This window comes from Streptococcus oralis subsp. oralis, from assembly GCF_000960035.1.
In the GTDB taxonomy this organism is placed as follows: domain Bacteria; phylum Bacillota; class Bacilli; order Lactobacillales; family Streptococcaceae; genus Streptococcus; species Streptococcus oralis_G.
In genome coordinates, this window is record NZ_JYGR01000005.1 from 1,035,719 (window position 1) to 1,058,733 (window position 23,015).

The window sequence follows — 23,015 nt, forward strand, 5'->3', positions numbered from 1 at the left end:
ACTATAATAAAATTTGATAAATCATATTAATTTGTATATCGAATAGTTCCAACTTCAATTAATTTGACTTTCATAATTATTTTACCGTCAATTTATTTATATGTCAAATTTTTTCCAAATTATATTATTTCATTTCATTTAATTTTAACATTCTGTAACTTTTTTGTAATGATATCGTTTACAACTAAAAACAGCCCATTCTTCTATATATTTCAGATATATTTCAGAAAATACGACAATACATAAACTATTATTTATATGTCTTGTTGTATATTTATATTTATATTGATATTTCAAACAATTATATTTTGTCACTTTGAGGAATAAATCAAACAATTTCAAACAAAAAAATCCCTTTATCGAATGAAAAAGGGACTGTGATTGTTGTTTACTATATTTAAAATTTAAACCTTATAAAATCTGTCTTAAAACAAATTTTTCGACAGATACAAAACCAATTCTCCGATATCTTCACAAATCGCATTCATGGCCGATTGATGGTTCTGATACCAAACACCCGTCCCATCTGGAATATAGCCTCGTTTGATGTATAATCTCTGGGCAGGTCCATACCCTGAATGGAGCCCAACACCAAGGGTCACCTTATCCGATATGAGCCTAACTCGTTTTTCTGCTTCTTCCAGCAAGAGATTTCCAATACCTTGATTTTGAAAAGGTTCAAAGACATTAAAATCTGAAAGTTCTGGATAGATTTCTGCAAAAGGCCCCTGCTTAGCGCAGGGCAAAATTGTGATATAACCCGCCAAAGCACCCTCAACCTCTGCAACTAAGACTTCTCTCTCCCCACATTCTTGTTCAAAAAAATATCTAGCCAAAATTTCTTCTCTACCCGGCCAACCTTGGCTGATAAATCCTCGAGATAGATCTTTAATGTCAGATTCTTGCATTTTTCTAATTGAACATGTCGTCTTCATAAGTTGCTCCTTTATAGCTTTCTCCTACCATTATAGCACGATAATAAAGATTAAAAGAAAAAACCTAGTAAGACAAAAGAATCTTACTAGGTCAACAGGGAATCCTTTCTAACAAAATCCTATAAAAATCTGAAAAAGAGGTCCACCCAGACTGAACTCGCCTTCTCATTTCCATGCTCGTGAAAAAAAGACCCGTATGGGTCTTAATTCGCTTTCTTATTTCCGAGCTCATGAAAAAGAGGTCCACTGGACCTGAAAAAAAGACCCGTAAGGGTCTTTTTTTTAATCTTCGTTTACGAAAGGCATCAAAGCCATTACGCGAGCGCGTTTGATAGCTGTTGTTACTTTACGTTGGTTTTTAGCTGAAGTTCCTGTTACACGACGAGGAAGGATTTTCCCACGTTCTGAAACGAAACGGCTAAGAAGCTCAGTATCTTTGTAATCAACATATTCAATTTTGTTTGCTGCGATGTAATCAACTTTTTTACGGCGTTTGAATCCGCCACGACGTTGTTGAGCCATGTTTTTTCTCCTTTATAGTATTAATTGTCCATTAGAATGGTAAATCATCATCTGAAATGTCCAATGGATTGGTTGCTCCAAATGGATTTTCAGAACGTGAAAAGTCTGGTACTGGATTTGCAGGTGCTGATTGACCAGCAGTTGGTGCAGAATAAGCTCCACCTGAATGTCCTTCGCGCACTCCGCGGCTTTCCAACATTTGGAAATTCTCAGCCACGACTTCTGTTACGTAGACACGTTGTCCTTGCTGGTTATCGTAACTACGAGTCTGGATACGACCTGTGATCCCGATAAGAGAGCCTTTTTTAGCCCAGTTAGCAAGATTTTCAGCCTGTTGGCGCCACATAACGACATTGATGAAATCAGCCTCACGTTCGCCATTTTGACTCTTAAATGTACGGTTTACTGCAAGAGTAAAAGTCGCAACTGCTACATTTGATGGGGTATAACGCAACTCAGCGTCACGTGTCATACGCCCTACAAGTACAACATTGTTAATCATAATTTACCTTCTTACGCGTCAAGTTTGACGATCATGTGACGAAGAATGTCAGCGTTGATTTTTGAAAGACGGTCAAACTCTTTAAGAGCTGCGTCGTCGTTTGCTTCAACGTTAACGATGTGGTAAAGTCCTTCACGGAAATCTTGGATTTCGTATGCAAGACGACGTTTTTCCCATGATTTTGATTCAACAACAGTTGCACCGTTGTCAGTCAAGATAGAGTCAAAACGTGCTACCAAAGCGTTTTTCGCTTCTTCTTCAATGTTTGGACGAATGATATAAAGAATTTCGTATTTAGCCATTGATATGTTCCTCCTTTTGGTCTAATGACCCCAAGACTTTGCAAGGGGTAAGTGAGGTTTGCTCACAATTAACTATTATACTAGAAAAACTGATAGATAGCAAGATAAAAGTGAAAAAAGAAGATGAAATTATCTTCTTTTTACTAATTTATGGTTTGATACGGTGCAACATACGTGGGAATGGAATGGCTTCACGGATATGTTTTGTACCTGCTGCGAAAGTTACCATACGCTCGATACCGATACCAAATCCACCGTGTGGTACTGTACCATATTTACGAAGGTCAAGGTAAAATTCATATTCTGTACGATCCATTCCAAGTTCTTCCATCTTAGCGACAAGGGCATCATAGTCTTCCTCACGCATAGAACCACCGATGATTTCTCCATAGCCTTCTGGAGCAAGCAAATCTGCACAAAGCACGCGCTCTGGATTTCCAGGAACTGGTTTCATGTAAAAGGCCTTGATGGCTGCTGGATAGTTCATAACAAATGTTGGCACACCAAAGTGATTTGAGATCCAAGTTTCATGTGGTGAACCAAAGTCATCACCATGCTCAAGGTGTTCGTAGTCAGCGTCTTCATCGTTTTCATGCTCTTGCAAGAGGTCAATGGCTTGATCGTAAGTGATGCGTTTAAATGGCTCTGCAATGTAGCGTTTCAAAAGCTCTGTATCGCGTTCCAAGGTTTCCAAGGCTTGAGGAGCACGGTCAAGAACACCTTGAAGAAGGGCTTTAACATATGCTTCTTGCAAGTCAAGTGACTCATCATGTGTCAAGTAAGAGTACTCCGCATCCATCATCCAGAACTCAGTCAAGTGACGGCGTGTTTTTGATTTCTCCGCACGGAATACTGGTCCAAAGTCAAAGACACGACCAAGGGCCATAGCACCCGCTTCTAGGTAAAGCTGACCTGATTGACTCAAGTAGGCTGGAGTCCCAAAGTAGTCTGTTTCAAAGAGTTCAGTTGAATCTTCTGCCGCATTTCCTGAAAGGATTGGGCTATCAAACTTCATGAAGCCGTTCTTGTCAAAAAACTCATAGGTTGCATAGATGATAGCGTTACGGATTTGCATCACCGCTACTTGCTTACGAGAACGGAGCCACAAGTGACGGTTGTCCATCAAGAAGTCTGTTCCGTGTTCTTTTGGTGTGATTGGGTAGTCTTGAGATTCACCGATCACTTCGATGTCTGTGATATCGAGCTCATAACCAAACTTAGAACGTTCGTCTTCTTTGACAATTCCTGTCACATAAACAGAAGTTTCTTGGCTCAAGCGTTTGATTGTGTCAAATTTTTCAAGACCTACTTCTTCACCAAATTTTTCTACAAAGTTTGGTTTAAAGGCTACACCTTGGAAGAAGGCTGTTCCATCACGCAATTGCAAGAAGGCAATTTTCCCTTTTCCTGATTTATTGGCAACCCAGGCTCCAATGGTCACTTCTTGACCAACGTAATCTTTTACTTCGATAATTGTTACACGTTTTGTCATGTTTTATCTTCCTTTTCTTTAACTTGTCCGAAGACGTCATTACTCATTATTTTACCACAAATAGACTCTGATAGCTAGGTTCTACTAGAAATTTCAAAAGTTTTTAGCCACAAAAATCTTCGCCAGTATGACGAAGATTCTGAGTTTTATTTTTCCATAAACTGGTGCAAACGACGAATAGCTTCTTTCAAAGTATCCAAGTCTGTGGCATAGCTGAGACGAACATTTTCTGGCGCCCCAAATCCTGCTCCTGTAATCAAGGCCAGACCGACTTCTTCAAGGATAGCCGTTGTAAACTCTGTCACATCGGTATAACCCTTCATCTCCATCGCTTTTTTAACATTTGGGAAGAGATAGAAGGCACCTTGGGGCTTGACAACTTCAAATCCTGGCACTTGGCACAAGAGAGGATAGATGGTATTAAGGCGTTCCTCAAATGCTTGGCGCATGGTTTCGACAGAGTCTTGTGGCCCAGTTAAGGCTTCAATGGTAGCATATTGTGATACAGCAGTCAGGTTGGAGGTTGTTTGTCCTGTTAGCTTGCTCATGGCAGCAATAATTTCAGGATTTCCTACTGCATAACCTACCCGCCAACCAGTCATGGCATAGGCCTTAGATACACCGTTGATAACGATGGTTTGCTTGCGAATCGCTTCTGACAGACTAGAAATTGGAACAAATTCATTTCCATTATAAACTAGGCGACCATAGATATCATCTGCTAGGATGAGGACATCATGTTCAACCGCCCAATTTCCGATAGTCATCAATTCCTCACGAGTGTAAATCATACCGGTCGGATTCGATGGCGAATTGAGAACCAAGACCTTGGTCTTGTCTGTTCGGGCTGCTTCTAGCTGTTCTACTGTTACTTTAAAGTGATTGTCTTCCTTGGCCTGGACAAAGACCGGCACACCTTCTGCCATTTTGACTTGATCTCCATAGCTGACCCAGTATGGTGTAGGGATGATGACCTCATCACCTGGATTGACCACAGCCATAAAGAAGGTGTAGAGAGAGAACTTAGCACCAGTGGCAAAGGTAACCTCGTTGGCTGCTACAGAATACCCATAATAGCGTTCAAAGTAGGTATTAACCGCAGCCTTTAAGTCTGGCAGACCTGAAGCAACTGTATAAAAGGAAGCTCGTCCATCACGAATCGCTTCCACCGCCGCATCCTGAATATTTTCAGGAGTATGAAAATCTGGCTGTCCCAAGGTTAAGAAAAGAACATCTTTTCCTTGAGCTTTTAATGCCTTGGCTCTTGCATCACTGGCTAGAGTGACACTCTCTTCCATTTCTAGTACACGCTTGGATAGTTTCATATGCCCTCCTTATTGGATCACTGCTCCTGTTTCAAAAGCTATCAGATAGTAGTGGTTTCCTGACTTAACTTCCCAAATCGGCTTGTCCTGATAGCGACCAAAAGTGACTTTGTCAATGTCACTAGCACCTTTTTCTCTCGAAATCGTCGCTGCCTTGTCTTGAGAAATCCCCTTATCTAGCTGATAAACGTAAATCTTGTGGTCATTCTTTTCAATCAGTACGGCAATGGCCTCTTGCTTTTTATTATGCCCCAGAAGGCTGTAATAAGCTTCCGAACCATTAAAAAAATCAACCTGATCTGCTTTTTCCAATTCTGCATACTGCTTGGCCAGTTTTTCTCCTTCAACCCTAGCATCTTGATAAGGTTTCATGCTAAGAGAAATCAGGTAAAGAAAGGATCCAGTCAGCACTAGTAGCACCAGAGGAATGCCGATTCCGTATTGTATAAGTAGCTTGTTTTTTGCTTTTTTCTGTCTTAGTTTCACTCGTCTATTTTACCATCTCTCCTCCTTTATTACAAGTGAAGACAGGAACATTCTAAGATAATTTCCCTATAAAATCCATGCCTCTTGTATTTCTATTTATTTATTGATAGAATACCCTTATGAAACAATATTTAAAAGATAAAATTTCCGATAATCAACTAGACTTAAAAACGGCTATCGTTCTCAATAAATCGATGCGAAGTTTTAAACCTTATGAAACCAAGGCTGCCAAAGAACACGGACTAACCCCTACTCAATTTTCGGTTTTGGAAACCCTCTATAGCAAGGGAGAACTGCGTATTCAGGATTTGATTGAAAAAATGTTGGCCACTTCTGGAAACATGACTGTTGTTATTCGAAACATGGTTCGAGATGGGTGGATTTCTAAAACTTGTGACCCAAAAGACCGTCGTTCCTTTTTCCTGAAACTAACACCTGCTGGACGCAAAAAAATTGAAGAGGTTCTTCCTGACCATATTAACTCTATTGTAGATGCTTTTAGTATCTTGGAAGATGGGGAAAAGGAAGATTTGATTCGGATTTTAAAAAAATTTAAAGATTTTTGAGCAAAATTATTGCTAATTAGTATTATTTGTTGTAACATAGACGGTAACAAAAGAGTTCGCTCTTTGAATTTTAAACTAAAGGAGACATATCATGTCTAAAAAAGTATTATTTATCGTCGGATCACTTCGCCAAGGTTCTTTCAACCATCAAATGGCCCTCGAAGCTGAAAAAGCACTTGCTGGTAAAGTAGAAGTTAGCTATCTTGATTACTCAGCTGTTCCCCTCTTCAGCCAAGATCTTGAAGTTCCAACTCATCCAGCTGTAGCTGCTGCTCGCGAAGCAGTCCTTGCTGCGGATGCTATCTGGATCTTCTCTCCAGTCTACAACTTCTCTATCCCTGGAACCGTGAAAAACTTACTTGACTGGCTCTCGCGTGCCATTGACTTGTCTGATACACGTGGTGCTTCTGCCCTCCAAGACAAGTTTGTTACTGTCTCATCTGTAGCCAATGCCGGTCACGATCAACTCTTTGCGATTTATAAAGACCTCTTGCCATTTATCCGCACACAAGTCGTTGGTGATTTTACTGCTGCACGTGTCAATGACTCTGCTTGGGCAGACGGAAAATTGGTGTTAGAAGAAACAACTGCTTCATCACTTGCCAAACAAGCTGACAACCTTCTTGCAGCCATCAACTAATCAAGCAAAAACCAGCTCGAATGAGCTGGTTTTATCCTTATTTCACAAAGACGAGTTCTAAGTCACTTGATAAATCAGGTCGATAGTCAAAACCGGCGAAACTGAGCTTACGAGCTTGTTCGACTGTTTGAACTTGTCCTTCTATCAAGGCTGTCAAAAAAGCCCCACGCGCTTTCTTGGAAATGGTTGAGTGAATCTTCAACTGACCAGCCTTGTCCTCCATAAATTTGAAGGTCACCATCTTTTCTCTGATTTCCTTAGAAAATACTGTTTCAAACTCGGATGACAAGAGAGAAAATATCAAGTCCTCATCCTCTAGTGCCTCATCGTAGGCTGATTTCCAATGACTCTTTAGAGTTTTTCCAGCCACTTTTAACTTCATCAAGAAGTCCAAGCGGTGAGGCGCCATGGGAGATAGGGCTGGAACTACGCCATACAAAGCCGAGGTAATCAGAACATGATCTTCAAGATAGGCTTGTTCAGTCTCGGTCAATTTATCTCTCTTAATGTGGCGATACATGAGACCATCAAAGAGTTTCAAGGCTGGATAATTCTTAGCCCTCTGATCTTTTAGAGCTTGAATATGAGCGTACTCTTCTTCTGATTTCTCGACAGATACCTTATAAAAACTTTCTAATTCACTAGCTGAGTAGTGCGCCAGTGAGTCAAGGACTGCCTGACTTTCTTCACTCAAGGGGAGCGCTTCGACAAGAGGGAGGTTTGTGTTCATTTCTTTTGCTGTTGGGATTAAAATTTTCATATTGTTAGTGTAGCATATTTTTCAATCACGACCAAGAATTTCATCTTTAAAACCTCGGTTTATACCGAGGTTTCTTTTACTTAACTTTAAAGGTCTTGAGATAGTTATCTTTTCCAACTTGACCTTCGAAGGATTGGCCATTTTCAAGGTAAGGAAGATCGTCTGACACTGAGGCCTTGACCTTATAGATTTTGCCATCAACTTTAAAGAAGTAGACGGTATCACCCTTGATAACAGCTGATTTAAGGTCTGAAACCACTCCCTTGATACTTTCCACCGTTTCGTTATCCAGGTCGAGGTCGTTTTTATTGGCATATTTGCTGAGGAGTTCATCTACTGTAGCTGCTACGATGACGTTTTGGTACTCCACTGCATCGACCAAAGCATACTCCTTGACCAGACCTGCATTGTCCTTCAAGCCCATGATGTAGAGCGGTTTGTCGTTGAGATTGACAAGAATAGGGAAGGTCGCTTTATAGGCCTTCTCTTGCACGGCCCCTTCAGCTGAAGCTCGGGCAGATTCTTCGGTTGCTGATGCTAGATTGTACTTGGTGATTTCACCAGTGCGCATGTTTTCAAGGATAAATCCTAAATTACTTTCGTCAGCATTTGCTGAAGTCACACCCGTGTAGAGATAAATGTCATTTCCGATAGAAAGATAGTTATAGCCCTCTGTCGTTTGGGTAACATTTTTCTTAGAGATCAAGGCATTCCAGAAGCCATCTTTATACTTGCCGTTGTAGTTGATTTGCTCGATAGTTTCTTCTGCTGGATAAACACGATCCACCCATTCTGGCACTTCATCCAAGCTGTATTCCTTGGTTTCGCCATTGGTAGCATCCAAGATAATAACAGATGAAGGGCGAGGTACTCCTAGACCAAACTGTTTTTGATAAACGGTTGCTACATAGAAAGGATTTCCTTCATCATCCACCTCAAAGGACGGAGTTTTAAAAATCTTGGTTGGGTACTTGATCCGAAGATGACGTTTGACATCGCGGTTAAAATACTCAGAGTCTGAATACTTCATCGGTGTTTTTAAATCTACCAATTCCGCATTCCCTGTCACCATATCAACCTTGATATACTCGCCAATTCCCTTGGCTTGATTATTGAACCATTTGATCGGGTCGGCATACTCCAAAGGAGTTACCCGATAGGGTTTGCCATCAACTGTCAGCTGGGTATAGGTATCTGCTGCTACGTACTGGGATACCTTATCAGTCAGAGAGCCCAGATAACGGTCACCAATTTTTTCTGCAGTGCTCCGATCTAAAATCGGAACCTTACTGGTATCACTCTTAGGAAAATCTTTAAATTCTTTTTCGGTGATAGACACCACATTGGCATAGTTTTTTGCTTGGAAAAAGCTTGATGTCACTAAGCTAACCAGACCAGCAAGGGCAAAGATAAGGCCTGCAGCCATCAACAATCCTCTACTGAGTTTGGTAAAATGAAGTCCTTCTAGATTGAGCTCATTGGCAGGCTTGCCATGTCGTACATGAACCGTTTTGATGAGATTAGAATCCTTGCGGAAACTAAACAAAATCCCCATCACCACCAGATGCCCACAGAGAAAGAAGATGAATTCCCAGCTAGTAAGATTGAAGGGAGGCAAAAAGATATACCAGGTCGTTGCGATAAAAACAAGTTCAAAAAGGATGCGTTTCATCTGAGTTCCTCCTAAATAATTCGTCCTTCCAAATGATCCAGTTCATGTTGGCATATCTGAGCTGGAAAACCTGTTAGCGTAATAGTCTGTTCCTGCCACTTACTATCGCGATAGGAAACCGTAATCGTTTCATAACGAGTCGTCGTTCGGACCCCAGTCAAAGACAAACAACCTTCCTCTGTCTCGTAAGGTCCTTTATAGGAAAGGAGAATAGGGTTAAACATAACCATGGGAACTAGGCCAAGATTAAAGATAATCACGCGCTTCTGCACCCCAATCATATTGGCCGCCAGACCGACACAGGTCTCACGATTAGCCAGTAGTGTATCCTGCAAATCCTTAGCCAGATAAAGGTCTTCCTGACTTGCAGGTTTCGAGACCTGAGACAAGAATAAGACATCTCGGACAATTTTCTTTTCCATTCTCTTACGCTCCTTACATCTTTACTTTATTATAGCACAAAAGGGGGCAACTTCTATTCCTTTCCCTCAAATGCAAAAAAAGCCATCCGAAGATGACTTTCTTTTTAAATCGCATTCTTATCAAGACCAAGTTTACGTTGAACAAACTTAACGATTTCGACGATAAGAATCATTGAGAAGCTTCCAGCTAGAACAATAGCCCATTGTGATAAGTCTAGTTTGGTTACGTGGAAGATTCCTTCAAGAGGTTCTACGACAATTGTTGCCATCAGAAGAATGAAAGATACCAAGATTGACCAGTTAAAGGTCTTAGACTTGAATGGGCCAACTGTCAAGATGGATTGGTAAACAGACTTGACATTGTAGGCATGGAATAGTTGAATCAAACCGAGTGTTGCAAAGGCCATAGTAAGGGCATCCGCATGAATGGCATGATTGTCACCCACATGAACTGGGTAAGCAATTGCAAGTCCATAAACACTCATAACAATAGCTGCTTGGAGTACACCTTGATAGATGATAGAACTCAAAACACCACCTGAGAAGAAGCTTGCCTTTCGTCCACGTGGTTTATGATTCATGACACCAGGCTCAGCAGGTTCAACACCAAGAGCGATAGCTGGGAAGGTATCTGTTACCAAGTTGATCCACAAAAGATGAACTGGCTGCAAGACGTCCCAACCAAACAAGGTTGATAAGAAGATAGTTAATACTTCAGCAGTATTGGCAGAAAGTAAGTACTGAATAGTCTTTTGAATGTTTGAGAAGACCTTACGTCCTTCTTCAACTGCGACGATAATAGTCGCAAAGTTATCATCTGCAAGAATCATGTCAGAAGCCCCCTTAGAAACCTCTGTACCAGTGATTCCCATACCGATACCGATATCGGCTGTTTTCAGAGCTGGCGCATCATTAACACCGTCACCTGTCATAGCAACAACCTTACCTTGTTTTTGCCAAGCCTTGACGATACGAACCTTGTGTTCTGGAGACACACGGGCATAAACAGAGTATTGACCAACTACTTTTTCAAAGTCTTCATCTGACAGTTCGTTGAGCTCAGCACCTGTCAAAACATGGTCTTCCGAGTCATTTTCATCGATGATTCCCAAACGTTTGGCAATGGCTTCCGCTGTGTCTTGGTGGTCCCCCGTGATCATGATTGGACGGATTCCTGCTTCCTTAGCGACACGAACCGCTTCTGCCGCTTCGGCACGCTCAGGGTCAATCATCCCAATCAAACCAGTAAAGATCAAGCTGTTTTCCAGTTCTTCGGAAGTCAAGTTTTCTGGAATACTATCGATAATCTTATAGGCACCTGCAAGGACACGCAAGGCTTGGTGAGCCATTTCAGAGTTGTTTGTGTGAATTAAGTCATTGACTTTCTCATCAATCGGAGCGACATCTCCAGCTTTATCACGAGCAACACAACGTTTCAAGAGTTGGTCAGGAGCTCCCTTGACTGCCACAAGGAATGTACCATCTGGCAATGGGTGAACTGTTGACATGAGCTTACGATCTGAGTCAAATGGCAACTCAGCCACACGAGGATATTTCTCTAAGAACCCTTTAACATCGTAGCCCTTGTCCAAGGCATACTGGATAAAGGCTGTTTCCGTTGGATCCCCGATCAGGTTTCCTTCTGCATCAATCTTAGTATCGTTAGCCAAGACAACTGAACGAAGAAGAGGCATTTCAAGACCTAGTTCAATGTCATCAGCTGAATCATGTAGTACTGCATCATAGAAGACTTTTTCGACTGTCATCTTGTTCATGGTAAGCGTACCAGTCTTATCAGAAGCGATGATTTCAGTTGAACCAAGTGTTTCTACTGCTGGCAACTTACGAACGATAGAGTTTCGTTTTGCCAAAACTTGAGTACCAAGGGCAAGAACGATGGTCACGATAGCTGGGAGTCCTTCTGGAATGGCTGCAACAGCAAGCGCAACAGAGGTCATCAACTCACCAAGTGGATTTTTTCCTTGAATGAAAACACCAACAACAAAAGTAACAAGGGCAATGACCAAGATAGCATAGGTCAAAACCTTAGAAAGGTTGTTCAAGTTTTGTTTGAGTGGTGTATCCGTCTCATCCGCATCTTGGAGCATGCCAGCGATATGACCCACTTCAGTATACATACCTGTATTGACAACAACACCAAGACCACGACCATAAGTCACGTTTGAGTTTTGGAAGGCCATATTGACACGGTCACCAATACCGGCATCTGCAGAGAGCTCGACGGTCAAGTCTTTTTCGACTGGAACAGACTCACCTGTTAGGGCTGCTTCTTCGATTTTAAGTGAATTGGCTTCTAGCAAACGTAGGTCCGCTGGTACCACGTCACCTGCTTCAAGGGCAACGATATCTCCTGGTACCAATTCTTTGGAATCAATCTCAGCCATATGCCCATCACGAAGAACGCGCGCAGCTGGACTAGACATCGATTTGAGGGCTTCGATGGCTTCTTCTGCTTTTCCTTCTTGGTAAACACCAAAGGCTGCGTTGATGATAACAACGGCTAGAATAATGATGGCATCTGCAATATCTTCCCCACCAGAAGTTATGACAGACAAGATGGCTGCAGCCACCAAAATAATAATCATCAAATCCTTAAACTGTTCGATGAATTTAACCAAGAGAGATTTTTTCTCACCCTCTTCGAGTTCATTGCGCCCATATTCAGCAAGGCGTTTCTGCGCTTCGCTTGACGAAAGACCTTGCTCAGTTGCTTCAACCGACTTCAAGACTTCTTCGGGACTTTGAGTATAAAACGCTTGGCGTTTTTGTTCTTTTGACATATGTCTCCTCCTTGACTTTGTGTGCAAAACAGACTCTCTTTTGGTTTTATGACAAACAAAAAGAGACCTGTTAATCATAACAAGTCTCGCTGTTTAAGATAGCGCCGGAAAGAATACTTTGCAGTATAAAATTCGGAATGACGACACTATCACAGGTTTCTGCCAGCTACTCCCTTGAGTAGTACTATTATATCAAAATTTGAACAATTTTCAAGAATTAAAATCCGATGAAACAAGACTAAATTTGAATTTTCCCATGAAAACCAGTATAATGAAAACAGAATCTCAGCACTAGAAAGGAAGTCAGATGAACCAATCCATGTCAAATCTCAAGTTGGCGGAACGTGGTGCCATTATCAGCATTTCGACCTACCTCCTCTTGTCTGCGGCAAAATTAGCGACTGGCCACCTCCTACATTCTTCCAGTTTGGTAGCGGATGGTTTCAACAACGTATCCGATATTATCGGAAATGTTGCTCTTCTGATTGGCATTCGGATGGCGCGCCAGCCTGCAGACCGTGACCATCGTTTCGGTCACTGGAAGATTGAAGATTTGGCTAGTTTGATTACTTCCATCATCATGTTCTACGTTGGCTTTGATGTTCTTCGAGACACCATTCAAAAGATTCTCAGTCGGGAACAGACAGTTATCGACCCTCTGGGTGCAACTCTCGGAGTCGTCTCTGCGGCGGTCATGTTTGCCGTTTATCTCTATAATACTCGCCTCAGTAAAAAATCCAAGTCCAAGGCGCTCAAGGCTGCCGCCAAGGACAATCTTTCCGATGCTGTTACCTCGCTTGGGACGACCATTGCTATCCTAGCCAGCAGTTTCAATTATCCTATCGTGGATAAATTGGTCGCTATCATCATCACTTTCTTTATCTTAAAGACAGCCTACGATATCTTTATCGAGTCTTCCTTCAGTCTTTCAGATGGCTTTGATGACCGTCTGCTAGAGGACTACCAAAAGGCCATTATGGAGATTCCAAAGATTAGTAAGGTAAAGTCCCAAAGAGGTCGCACCTACGGTAGCAATATCTATCTTGATATCACGCTGGAGATGAATCCCGACCTATCAGTCTATGAAAGTCACGAAATTGCGGACCAGGTTGAGTCTATGCTAGAAGAACGATTTGGTGTTTTTGATACTGATATCCACATCGAACCTGCTCCTATACCTGAAGACGAAATTTTGGACAATGTCTATAAAAAACTACTCATGCGCGAGCAATTGATCGACCAAGGCAATCAGCTAGAAGAACTCCTTGCTGAGGACTTTCTCTATATCCGTCAAGATGGAGAGCAGATGGATAAAGAGGCTTATAAGACTGAAAAAGAACTTAGTGCTACGATTAAGGATATTCAGATTACCTCAATTAGTCAAAAAACCAAGCTCATTTGCTATGAGCTAGATGGTATCGTCCACACTAGTATCTGGCGTCGCCATGAAACTTGGCAAAATATCTTCCACCAGGAAACAAAAAAAGAAGACAAAGAGTAACCCTATCCAGTGGATAGGGCTTTTTGATTGATTGTCTTTACGCTAAACGGGCTTATAGCTATTTGGAAGATTTGGTTTTCGAAGCTTGTGTTGTCTGTTTTCTTACTTGACGATTTTGTTCGATGCGCCATTCTCTTTCATAGTACTTCATGGCTTCATAGACCCTTTCAGGAAGACCTACATCTAGCAGAAAAATCGGGATGATCAAATCTGCTGACGGATGAAAAGGGAGAATCCTTCTCTTCAACAGAGCTAGAAAGGATTGGGATTTCACATTTTCCTGGTTTTTAAAATAAACTTCAATCCGATAAGAATCCCTATACTTCCCTCGAATCCTAGAGAAGGAAAAGTCCTCTACATCTGCCCAAGCGTAGAAATGACTGGGTTTCTTTGGATTCGGTTTGTAGTAAAATCCCTCGACAGTACATTTCAAATATTCCTTATCGGAACTTAACAGTCTGTATGTCTGATAAACGACTACTCCAGCACAAAAGAGGACAAGCAGTATTAATAACAGACTTATCGTATGAAGTCTGGTTCCCTTTTGCGAGTACAAATGGAGATAAGAGAGAGGCAGCAAGAAGAAAAGCACTGAAGCCAAGCCAAACAAGGTATTCCAAATGATTTTCTTGGGACTACGTTTAATGACTTTTTCTTCCATCATGCCAACTCACTTAGGTATTCATAGCGTTCGTATTTTTCAAGGAGTTCTTCGTTTTTCTCGTCTAGCTCTTTCTGAAGCATCGCCAATTTGCCAAAGTCAGAGCCATTTGCCTGCATTTCTTCTTCAATAGCAGCAATACGATTTTCCAAGGCTTCAATATCGCCTTCAATGCTTGCCCACTCCTGCTTTTCTTGGTAGGTCATGCGTTTCTTGTCTTCACGGACCTTGACCACTTTCTCCTTTTCGGCCTTTTGCACTTGATTGGCCATCTCTGTTTCAAAGACTTTTTCATCAAGATAGTCGGTGTAATGGCCAAAGAAAGGACGAATCTTGCCATTCTCAAAGGCGAGAATCTTGGTCGCTACCTTATCAAGGAAATAGCGATCGTGGCTAACTGTCAAGACAGGACCTGCAAAGCCCTGCAAGAAATTTTCCAAAACTGTCAAGGTCGCAATATCTAGGTCATTTGTCGGCTCGTCCAAAAGAAGAACATTTGGTTTTTCCAAGAGCAATTTGAGGAGATAAAGGCGTTTTTTCTCGCCACCAGACAATTTCTCAATCAAGGTTCCATGGGTTGAACGTGGGAAAAGGAACTGCTCCAGCAACTCAGCGATGGAAGTCGTAGAACCACCACTGGTCTTGACCTCCTCTGCCACTTCCTGCAGATAATTGATAACTCGCTTGCTCTCATCCAATCCTTCAATTTGCTGAGAGAAATAGGCGATGCGAACCGTCTCACCGATGAACACTTGGCCTTTAGTAGGCTCAAGACTTCCTGCGATGAGATTAAGCAGAGTTGACTTCCCGACACCGTTGTCCCCAACGATTCCGATACGGTCTTTGGCTTGCACCAAGAGATTAAAATCATGCAAAATGGGCTTGTTTTCATAGGCGAAGGAAACATTCTGAAACTCGATGACTTTTTTCCCAATCCGACTGGTTTCAAAGTTCATAGTCAAGTCTGTATCAGCAACGCCACCTGAAACTTCTTTTTTCAAATCGTGGAAACGATTGATACGGGCCTGTTGCTTGGTCGCACGGGCCTGCGGTTGTCTACGCATCCAGGCTAATTCTTGCTTATAGAGTTGTTCCTTTTTGTGGAGAAGTGCTGCATCACGCTCATCTTGTTCAGCCTTGAGGCGAACATAGTCCTGATAATTTCCCTGATACTCGGTCAAGCCTGCTCGGTCCAACTCGAAAATCCGCGTTGATAGTGCATCTAGGAAATAACGATCGTGGGTGATAAAGAGAACGGTCTTCTTGGAATTTTTCAAAAAAAGAGTCAGCCACTCAATGGTCGCAATGTCCAGGTGGTTGGTTGGCTCGTCCAGAAGCAAGAGGTCGTGGTTTCCTAGGAGAACTTGCGCCAACTGAACCCGCCTTCTCAGACCACCTGACAATTCACCAACTGGAGTCGACAAATCCTGAATACCCAACTTGCTGAGAACGGTCTTGACCTGACTTTCGATTTCCCAGGCTTGGAGAGAATCCATCTCCGCCATAACGCGTTCCAAACGAGCCTGCTTGTCCTCGCTATAGTTGAGCATGATTAACTCATACTCACGAATCAACTGGATTTCCTTGAGGTCGCTGGATAGGACCGTATCCAAAACTGTCTTTCTATCATCGAACTCTGGATCCTGGGTCAAGTAGCCAATCTGGTAATCATTCTTAGCCAAAAAAGGACTGACATCCCCATCAAAGCCTGAAACACCTGATAAAACATCTAAAAGGGTGGTCTTACCCGTTCCATTGACACCAATCAGACCGATTCTATCCAAATCATGGATGATAAAAGAAATATCCTTAAAAACGGTCTTGTCACCAACGGATTTACTTAGTTTTTCAACGATAAAATCACTCATTTTTTCTCCCTCAGGTAAGTATGAATGGCATCACGGTCATTCTCCAAGTCACCATCGACAATGGCAAACTCAATCTCAGTTAAAATATTTCCCAAATCAGGACCTGGCTGGTAACCATATTCCTTAATCAAAATTCCACCGTTAATCTGAATTTCTTTCTTGTCATGAATGGTCAAACTCTGGTAAGTTTCTTTGATGGTTTGTGTGTTGACTTCTTTTCCTTGGGCCTGACGAAGATTTTCAGCCTGTAAAAGTAAATCCAAGTCAAAGCGGTAACAATCGCGCTTGCTCAGCTCTCCTTCTTCTCGAAAAGCCAAAATAGTCAGCAAATCCTGTACTTGCTTGGCAAACTGGCGTGAGGTTTTCCAAGCTTTCAAAAATGGCTGTGCATCTTTAATCTCCAAAGCCCACAACAGAGCTGCCCATGCTTGTTCGGAAGACTCAAAAGTGAAATCAGTCTCCAAATCAAACAGTCTGTTGAGCTTGTCTTGACTTCCTGCCATGTCTGGAAGATAGTCATAAGCTCGACTCTCAATCATGGAAGCCAGACCAACTCGCCAAAAAGGTGCCAGCAAGAGCTTATCAAACTCAACGAAGGTACGCTCCACAGAAATTTTCTCCAAGAGTGGTGTCAAAGTCTTCATCGCTTCAAATGTTTCTTGCTCAAGTTTAAAACCAAGACTGGCCTGAAAACGAAAACCACGCATAATACGCAAAGCATCTTCGTTAAAACGTTCACTAGCCACTCCAACTGCTCGCAAGACTTGGTTTTCCAAATCCTCTAAACCCTGAAACAAGTCAATGATTTCACCTGTCTCATCCAAGGCAAACGCATTAACTGTGAAATCACGGCGCTTGAGGTCTTCTTCTAGCGAACGCACAAAGGAAACCGCGCTGGGTCTGCGATAGTCCACATAGACATCTTCAGTTCGAAAGGTCGTTACCTCATACTCCTCGTCCCCATCTAGGACCAAGACGGTTCCGTGCTCGATTCCAATATCGGCTGTTCGCGGAAAAATCTGCTTGGTCTCCTCTGGATAGGAAGAAGTCGCAATATCCACATCGTGGATGGGACGATTGAGGAGGGCATCTCGAACAGAGCCCCCAACAAAATAGGCTTCAAAGCCTGCTTCTTTAATTTTTTCTAATACTGGTAAAGCCTTCTGAAATTCAGAAGGCATTTGCGTTAATCTCATAATAAGTGTTCTAATCCATAGACAAGCTCATGACGCTTGACAACTTCTTTGATTCCCAAATTGACCCCTGTCATGAAGGAGCTGCGATCATAGGAGTCATGACGAAGGATCAATCCTTCTCCCTGATTGCCAAAGATAACTTCTTGATGAGCTACTAAGCCTGGCAAACGAACTGAGTGGATCCGCATGCCATCAAAATCAGCACCACGGGCACCAGCAATCAATTCTTCCTCATCAGGCGCACCTTGTTGGATAGACTCTCGCACTTCCGCCATCAACTCAGCCGTTTTAATGGCTGTTCCGCTCGGAGCATCTTTTTTCTTGTCATGGTGGAGTTCAATAATCTCCACATTTGGGAAATATTTAGCTGCTTGTGCTGCAAATTGCATGAGCAAGACAGCACCCAAGGCAAAGTTTGGAGCAATCAAGCCACCCAAATCTTGTTCACGGGAAAATGCTTTTAGTTCTGCAATTTCGTCACTAGTGAATCCAGTTGTTCCTACGACAGGAGCAAAGCCATTTTCAAGGGCAAAACGCGTATTTTCGTAAGCAACGGCTGGTGTCGTAAAATCCACCCAGACATCCGCTTCAAAACCAGCCAAGTCAGCCTTATCATTAAAGACAGGAATCCCCTGCCACTCTGACTCAGACTCAAAAGGATCCAAAACTGCGACCAAGTCCAAGTCTGGATCAGCCAAGACCATCTGACAAGCAGCTTGGCCCATTTTTCCCTTAAAACCGGCAATAATTACTCGAATACTCATCTCTACTCCTGTCTAAGATACAAAACCTGTAAGAACACAAAGTGAAAATAGGAGTTCTGATCAAGGAGTGTCTACTCCTTGGAAGAACTATCTTTTTCACACAGTGTTCCAGGCGTGTTCAATTATCAAGATACAAAGGACGTTAGCTGCCCATGAAAAATAGGGAATGGCGCTGACTTTCCATGAAAGGCAAGACAGGCATCTTTTTTCAAGAGGCAGGTAGTCCGTGTTCAATTTCTAAGATACAAAGTCTGTAAGAACAATTTAGACGATTGGTGTATAGCTCAAGGCGATACTACCTTCTCCAAGGTGGGTCCCAATGACACTACCAAAGGTATCAATTGGAATCTCAGCAGTCACACCACTCTCCATCAAAAGCTGACGTAAATCCGCTGCCTTTTGAGGAGCGTTCCCATGAATGACTGTTATACGGTAGTCCCCATCTTTTGTCAACTCCTTGATGATTTCCACCAAACGTTTGATTGCTTTCTTTTCTGTACGAACTTTTTCGTAAACTTCAATCACTCCTTGGTCATTAAAGTAGAGGATAGGCTTGATACTGAGAAGATTTCCTAAGATAGCTGCCCCATTTGACAAACGTCCTCCTTTAACCAAGTGGTCGAGGTCATCTACTATGATAAAGGCTGAATTATCAGCAATTTGGATAGCCAACTTCTCCTGAATCTGGGCAAAATCATCGCCTTGTTCTGCCCATTCAAAGGCACTCTCTACCATAAATCCTAGAGGGGAACTTGTGATATGGGTATCTGGAAAGGCAATGGTCAAACCTTCATACTCGTCTAACATATATTGGATATTCTGATAAAAGCCTGAAATTCCTGACGAAAGAAAGAGGCCCAAGACATGAGTATAGCCTTCATCTTTCAAGGAACTTAGAATCTCATCCAATTTGGCAATACTTGGTTGACTAGTTTTAGGCAATTCTGCAGACTGAGCCATTTTTTGATAAAATTCCTCAGCAGTCAGATTGACACCTTCAACATACTCCTCCCCATCAATATTGACAGGAATATCCAAGATAAATAGATTCTCTCTTTGCAGCGTCCTCTCCTCTAAATAGGCTGAAGAATCTGTAATGACAGCTAATTTCATGACTAAAACTCCAAATTGATCCCTGGAAGATCCAAGGCGATTTCTGTTACTTCATACGTCAAACGGTTGAGCATGTTCAAGCATGGACGTGCCAAGGTTTCAACTTCTTCTTGGTTAAATTCGCTTGGTTCGTTGACAATACGACCTTCCACATGGTTCACTTGGGAAATTGTTCCGCTGATGACAAATTTGTCAAAGACAATCATGAAGCTCAAGATAACGACTAAAGAAGTCACTTGGTTTTCTTGGTCATGTTGGAGTAACTGGAAGTTCACGTCTACCTTGGTTTCAGGAGCTCCATTTTCATTTTCCCATTCAAAGTTACGAGCATCAAAGTGATACTGGCTAACAAATTCTTGTTCTCGTTTAAGATTCATTTTTCTCTCCCATTGCTACAATTTACTATGCAATTGTACCACATTTTTATCATTTCATCTAGTTTTCTAGGCTTTAGTCAATTCCGATTTCATCTTTAACCACAGCAGCAATCGTATCTACATAGTAGTTGACTTCTTCTGTTGTTGGTGCTTCTGCCATGACACGCAAGAGGGGTTCTGTTCCACTTGGGCGGACAAGGATACGACCGTTGCCTGCCATCTCTTCTTCCATCTTTTCTATGATTGTCTTGATGGCTGGTACTTCCATGGCATTTTCTTTCATGGCATTTTCCACTCGGATATTGACCAGTTTTTGTGGGTAAATCGTCACTTCTGATGCTAGTTGAGACAAGCTCTTGCCTGTTTCTTTCATGATTTTGGTCAATTGGACAGCTGATAATTGACCATCACCAGTTGTATTGTAGTCCATCAAGATAACGTGACCTGATTGTTCACCACCAAGGTTGTAGCCTGATTTTCTCATTTCTTCAACGACATAGCGGTCACCAACAGCAGTCACTGCCTTGTTAATGCCAGCGCTATCCAAGGCCTTATGGAAGCCAAGGTTAGACATAACCGTTGTCACGATGGTATTTTGAGCCAACTGGCCTTTTTCAGAAAGGTATTTCCCGATGATGTACATGATCTTATCACCATCGACGATGTCGCCATTTTCATCGACAGCAATCAAGCGGTCACTGTCTCCGTCAAAGGCCAAACCAATAGCTGACTGGCTTTCTTTGACCACCTCTTGAAGAGCTTCTGGATGTGTAGAACCCACATTCAAGTTGATATTAAGACCATCCGGTGTCTCACCGATAACAGTTATTTGAGCTCCAAGGTCTGCAAAGATTTGACGAGCACTTGTAGACGCTGCACCATTAGCTGTATCCAAGGCCACTTTCATCCCTTCAAGAGGAGTTCCAGTTGAAACAAGGTAGCCTTCATACTTACGTAAACCTTCTGGATAGTCCACTAAGGTTCCCAAGCCTTCGGCGCTTGGACGAGGAAGGGTATCTTCTGTAGCATCTAGCAAGGCTTCGATTTCTGCTTCTTTTTCGTCATCAAGTTTGAAGCCATCCCCTCCAAAGAACTTAATTCCATTATCAAGGGCTGGGTTGTGACTAGCGGAAATCATGACACCTGCACTGGCTCCCTCAGTTTTGACCAAATAAGCTACTGCTGGTGTTGCAAGGACACCGAGTTTGTAGACGTGAATCCCTACAGAGAGAAGACCTGCCACTAAGGCAGATTCTAGCATTTCTCCTGAGATGCGTGTATCACGTCCTACAAAGACTTTAGGGGCTTCTGTTTCGTGTTGGCTAAGAACATAACCACCAAAACGTCCCAATTTAAAGGCCAATTCTGGCGTCAGTTCTACGTTTGCTTCTCCACGGACTCCATCGGTCCCAAAATATTTACCCATTTTATTTATCATCCTTTTCTACTATTTTGTTTAGTCCTGTTTAGACGAGTCTGGTTTCGTTTCTGAACTCGTTGAAGACGAACTGCTGGTTGAAGAGCCCGTTGACGAGGTCGTTGACGAAGAACTCGAGCTAGACGATACTGTTTTGGTTGTAATTTTCATTGTAGTGTCAAATGGCATAATGACGCTTGGCAAGACATTTCCATTTTTATCGACTGCTTGTAGAGGAACAGAAGCCGAATAATTACCTGTTATCCGTTCACTCGTTGGCAAGATGGCAATGACACGATCTACTCTAGAGAGAGTTTCCTCATCACTAATAACCGTTACTTTTTCATCTGATACAGTAACTGTATCAATTTTCACACGAGAATCAATCTGACTAGGGTCAATCTCCGGCACAACGATTACATTATCACGTTTTGCTTTTTTACCAACCTTGACTGTTATCTTTTGCGGTGTCGCAACAGCCGTCAAACCACTCGGTAAATTTTCAATAGTCAGGGGAACTTCGATGGTTCCTACACTGGCATTGGTTAAGTCAGCTTTGACCTTGAATTTCCGAGTGCTTTCCTGCATCTCACTCGCCAAAGCAACTCTGTTTGACCCAGTCAGAAAGACGGTCACTTCAGATGTAAAACCACTGATAAAGTACTGAGTACTGTCATACTGAATATCGATTGGGACATTAAGAACCGTATTGGTATAGGTTTCTGTCCGCACCTGTCTAGCACTATTGCTATTCTGATAGTTTGTTGAAGTCGCATAGATAAAGAGGATGCAGGCGAAAAAGAAGGAAGAAATAATATAAAGACTATTTTTTCTCATGTTTCAATCCTCCTAGCAAACGCTCTTTCAGACCCTGTTTTTTCTCGGATGTCGGAAGCAAGATTCTTCTTAACTCCGATTCAAATTCTTCCAAGGTCAAATCATGCTTAAAGACTCCATTATAGGTGATTGAGATTCCACCTGTTTCCTCAGAAACCACAAAGGTAAGAGCATCCGATACTTCTGACAAACCAATCGCCGCCCTGTGACGTGTCCCAAACTCCTTGGAAATTCCTGTATTTTCAGTCAGGGGTAGGTAGGCTGAAGTTACGGCAATCCTGTCTTCTCTGACAATGACCGCACCATCGTGCAAGGGTGTATTGGGGATAAAGATATTAATCAGTAACTCAGAGGAAATCTTAGCATCTAGAGGAATCCCAGTTGAGATATACTCCTGCAAGGTTCTCACTCGCTGAACTGCTACCAGAGCACCAATCTTACGAGGGCTCATGTACTCGACTGATTTGACAAAGGCACGAACCATTTGCTCTTCCGCACTAATAGGGGCATTGTAGAAGAAATCCGTAGCCCGGCCCAATCGTTCCAAACCAGTCCGAATCTCTGGTGAAAAAATAACTACTGCTGCGATAACCCCATAAGTGATGATCTGATTGATCAACCAGGAAATGGTCGTCAAACCAATCATATTGGACAGAATCTGGCCTAAAATAAAGACCAGGACTCCCCGCACCAGTATCATGATTTTGGTCCCTGCAATCGCTTTGGTAAAATGATATAAAATATAAGTCACAATGAGAATATCAATCAGATTGGTGACTATTGTCCAAGGGCTTGAAAACAAACTCGTCCAGTATTGCAAATTGGATAATGGTTGAAAATTCATCCCTGGCCTCCT

General features: G+C 42.3%; 23 protein-coding genes. 3 read left to right on the forward strand and 20 right to left on the reverse strand.

Translation table 11 applies throughout. The features are described from left to right. Nucleotides 1-425: 425 nt before the first annotated feature. The 7 genes from TZ92_RS08345 to TZ92_RS08375 form a co-directional block, all read right to left on the reverse strand. On the reverse strand, nt 426-935 hold the full coding sequence (locus tag TZ92_RS08345) for a GNAT family N-acetyltransferase (protein WP_033630035.1): 510 nt from the start codon (nt 933-935) through the stop codon (nt 426-428). A 282-nt stretch (nt 936-1,217) separates the two neighbouring features. Continuing rightward, nucleotides 1,218-1,457 (reverse strand): 30S ribosomal protein S18, encoded by a 240-nt coding sequence (gene rpsR, locus TZ92_RS08350; protein ID WP_000068664.1) that lies wholly within the window; start codon nt 1,455-1,457, stop codon nt 1,218-1,220. A gap of 31 nt (nt 1,458-1,488) precedes the next feature. Continuing rightward, the gene (gene ssbA, locus TZ92_RS08355) at nt 1,489-1,959 is read right to left on the reverse strand and encodes a single-stranded DNA-binding protein SsbA (protein WP_000609595.1); all 471 of its coding nucleotides are present in this window, start codon (nt 1,957-1,959) and stop codon (nt 1,489-1,491) included. A gap of 11 nt (nt 1,960-1,970) precedes the next feature. Continuing rightward, nucleotides 1,971-2,261 (reverse strand): 30S ribosomal protein S6, encoded by a 291-nt coding sequence (rpsF, locus tag TZ92_RS08360; RefSeq protein WP_001151782.1) that lies wholly within the window; start codon nt 2,259-2,261, stop codon nt 1,971-1,973. 148 nt (nt 2,262-2,409) lie between these two features. Further along, the gene (asnS, locus tag TZ92_RS08365) at nt 2,410-3,753 is read right to left on the reverse strand and encodes an asparagine--tRNA ligase (protein ID WP_033630036.1); all 1,344 of its coding nucleotides are present in this window, start codon (nt 3,751-3,753) and stop codon (nt 2,410-2,412) included. Between the two features lie 146 nt (nt 3,754-3,899). Continuing rightward, nucleotides 3,900-5,078 (reverse strand): pyridoxal phosphate-dependent aminotransferase, encoded by a 1,179-nt coding sequence (locus TZ92_RS08370; RefSeq protein ID WP_033630037.1) that lies wholly within the window; start codon nt 5,076-5,078, stop codon nt 3,900-3,902. A 9-nt stretch (nt 5,079-5,087) separates the two neighbouring features. Beyond that, complete coding sequence (locus TZ92_RS08375; RefSeq protein ID WP_033630038.1) at nt 5,088-5,564, reverse strand: cell wall elongation regulator TseB-like domain-containing protein; 477 nt, start codon at nt 5,562-5,564, stop codon at nt 5,088-5,090. A 119-nt stretch (nt 5,565-5,683) separates the two neighbouring features. Here TZ92_RS08375 and TZ92_RS08380 point away from each other — a divergent pair, with 119 nt between their 5' ends. Both TZ92_RS08380 and TZ92_RS08385 read left to right on the forward strand, forming a co-directional pair. Beyond that, nucleotides 5,684-6,130, forward strand: a complete 447-nt coding sequence (locus TZ92_RS08380; protein ID WP_045594981.1) for a MarR family winged helix-turn-helix transcriptional regulator — start codon at nt 5,684-5,686, stop codon at nt 6,128-6,130. 91 nt (nt 6,131-6,221) lie between these two features. After that, a complete protein-coding gene (locus TZ92_RS08385; protein ID WP_033630040.1) occupies nt 6,222-6,770 on the forward strand; it encodes an NADPH-dependent FMN reductase in 549 nt (182 codons plus the stop codon). 37 nt (nt 6,771-6,807) lie between these two features. Here TZ92_RS08385 and yaaA read toward each other — a convergent pair whose 3' ends face one another. The 4 genes from yaaA to TZ92_RS08405 all read right to left on the reverse strand — a co-directional run bounded on the left by yaaA (nt 6,808) and on the right by TZ92_RS08405 (nt 12,425). Further along, nucleotides 6,808-7,530 carry a peroxide stress protein YaaA gene (yaaA, locus tag TZ92_RS08390; protein WP_033630041.1) on the reverse strand — a complete coding sequence of 241 codons (723 nt, stop codon included), beginning with the start codon at nt 7,528-7,530 and terminating at the stop codon, nt 6,808-6,810. A gap of 76 nt (nt 7,531-7,606) precedes the next feature. After that, nucleotides 7,607-9,202, reverse strand: coding sequence for a hypothetical protein (locus TZ92_RS08395; protein WP_033630042.1), 1,596 nt, complete (start codon nt 9,200-9,202; stop codon nt 7,607-7,609). Nucleotides 9,203-9,213: 11 nt separating this feature from the next. Further along, entirely contained in the window at nt 9,214-9,624 is a 411-nt protein-coding gene (locus TZ92_RS08400; protein ID WP_000412253.1) for a peptide deformylase, read from the reverse strand. A 104-nt stretch (nt 9,625-9,728) separates the two neighbouring features. Next, entirely contained in the window at nt 9,729-12,425 is a 2,697-nt protein-coding gene (locus TZ92_RS08405; protein WP_033630043.1) for a cation-translocating P-type ATPase, read from the reverse strand. A gap of 307 nt (nt 12,426-12,732) precedes the next feature. On the opposite strand from TZ92_RS08405, the gene mntE reads away from it, so the two are divergent. Continuing rightward, complete coding sequence (gene mntE / locus TZ92_RS08410; RefSeq protein ID WP_033630044.1) at nt 12,733-13,926, forward strand: CDF family manganese efflux transporter MntE; 1,194 nt, start codon at nt 12,733-12,735, stop codon at nt 13,924-13,926. 58 nt (nt 13,927-13,984) lie between these two features. Here mntE and TZ92_RS08415 read toward each other — a convergent pair whose 3' ends face one another. The 9 genes from TZ92_RS08415 to cdaA all read right to left on the reverse strand — a co-directional run bounded on the left by TZ92_RS08415 (nt 13,985) and on the right by cdaA (nt 23,003). Continuing rightward, nucleotides 13,985-14,590 (reverse strand): hypothetical protein, encoded by a 606-nt coding sequence (locus TZ92_RS08415; protein WP_033630045.1) that lies wholly within the window; start codon nt 14,588-14,590, stop codon nt 13,985-13,987. Beyond that, nucleotides 14,587-16,455: an ABC-F family ATP-binding cassette domain-containing protein gene (locus tag TZ92_RS08420; protein WP_033630046.1), complete on the reverse strand. Its 1,869-nt coding sequence runs from the start codon at nt 16,453-16,455 to the stop codon at nt 14,587-14,589. The genes TZ92_RS08415 and TZ92_RS08420 overlap by 4 nt, the downstream gene beginning before the upstream one ends. Beyond that, nucleotides 16,452-17,651 (reverse strand): CCA tRNA nucleotidyltransferase, encoded by a 1,200-nt coding sequence (locus tag TZ92_RS08425; protein ID WP_080702655.1) that lies wholly within the window; start codon nt 17,649-17,651, stop codon nt 16,452-16,454. The genes TZ92_RS08420 and TZ92_RS08425 overlap by 4 nt, the downstream gene beginning before the upstream one ends. Beyond that, nucleotides 17,648-18,415, reverse strand: coding sequence for a 4-hydroxy-tetrahydrodipicolinate reductase (gene dapB / locus TZ92_RS08430; protein ID WP_033630048.1), 768 nt, complete (start codon nt 18,413-18,415; stop codon nt 17,648-17,650). Before dapB ends, TZ92_RS08425 begins: the two co-directional genes overlap by 4 nt. 264 nt (nt 18,416-18,679) lie before the next feature. Next, nucleotides 18,680-19,528 carry a DegV family protein gene (locus TZ92_RS08435; RefSeq protein WP_033630049.1) on the reverse strand — a complete coding sequence of 283 codons (849 nt, stop codon included), beginning with the start codon at nt 19,526-19,528 and terminating at the stop codon, nt 18,680-18,682. Between the two features lie 2 nt (nt 19,529-19,530). Beyond that, nucleotides 19,531-19,905: a DUF1149 family protein gene (locus TZ92_RS08440; protein ID WP_001050092.1), complete on the reverse strand. Its 375-nt coding sequence runs from the start codon at nt 19,903-19,905 to the stop codon at nt 19,531-19,533. Between the two features lie 73 nt (nt 19,906-19,978). Then, nucleotides 19,979-21,331 carry a phosphoglucosamine mutase gene (gene glmM / locus TZ92_RS08445; protein WP_000521454.1) on the reverse strand — a complete coding sequence of 451 codons (1,353 nt, stop codon included), beginning with the start codon at nt 21,329-21,331 and terminating at the stop codon, nt 19,979-19,981. Nucleotides 21,332-21,361: 30 nt separating this feature from the next. Further along, entirely contained in the window at nt 21,362-22,159 is a 798-nt protein-coding gene (locus tag TZ92_RS08450; protein ID WP_033630050.1) for a CdaR family protein, read from the reverse strand. Continuing rightward, nucleotides 22,146-23,003, reverse strand: coding sequence for a diadenylate cyclase CdaA (cdaA, locus tag TZ92_RS08455; RefSeq protein WP_033630051.1), 858 nt, complete (start codon nt 23,001-23,003; stop codon nt 22,146-22,148). Before cdaA ends, TZ92_RS08450 begins: the two co-directional genes overlap by 14 nt. Nucleotides 23,004-23,015 lie beyond the last annotated feature (12 nt).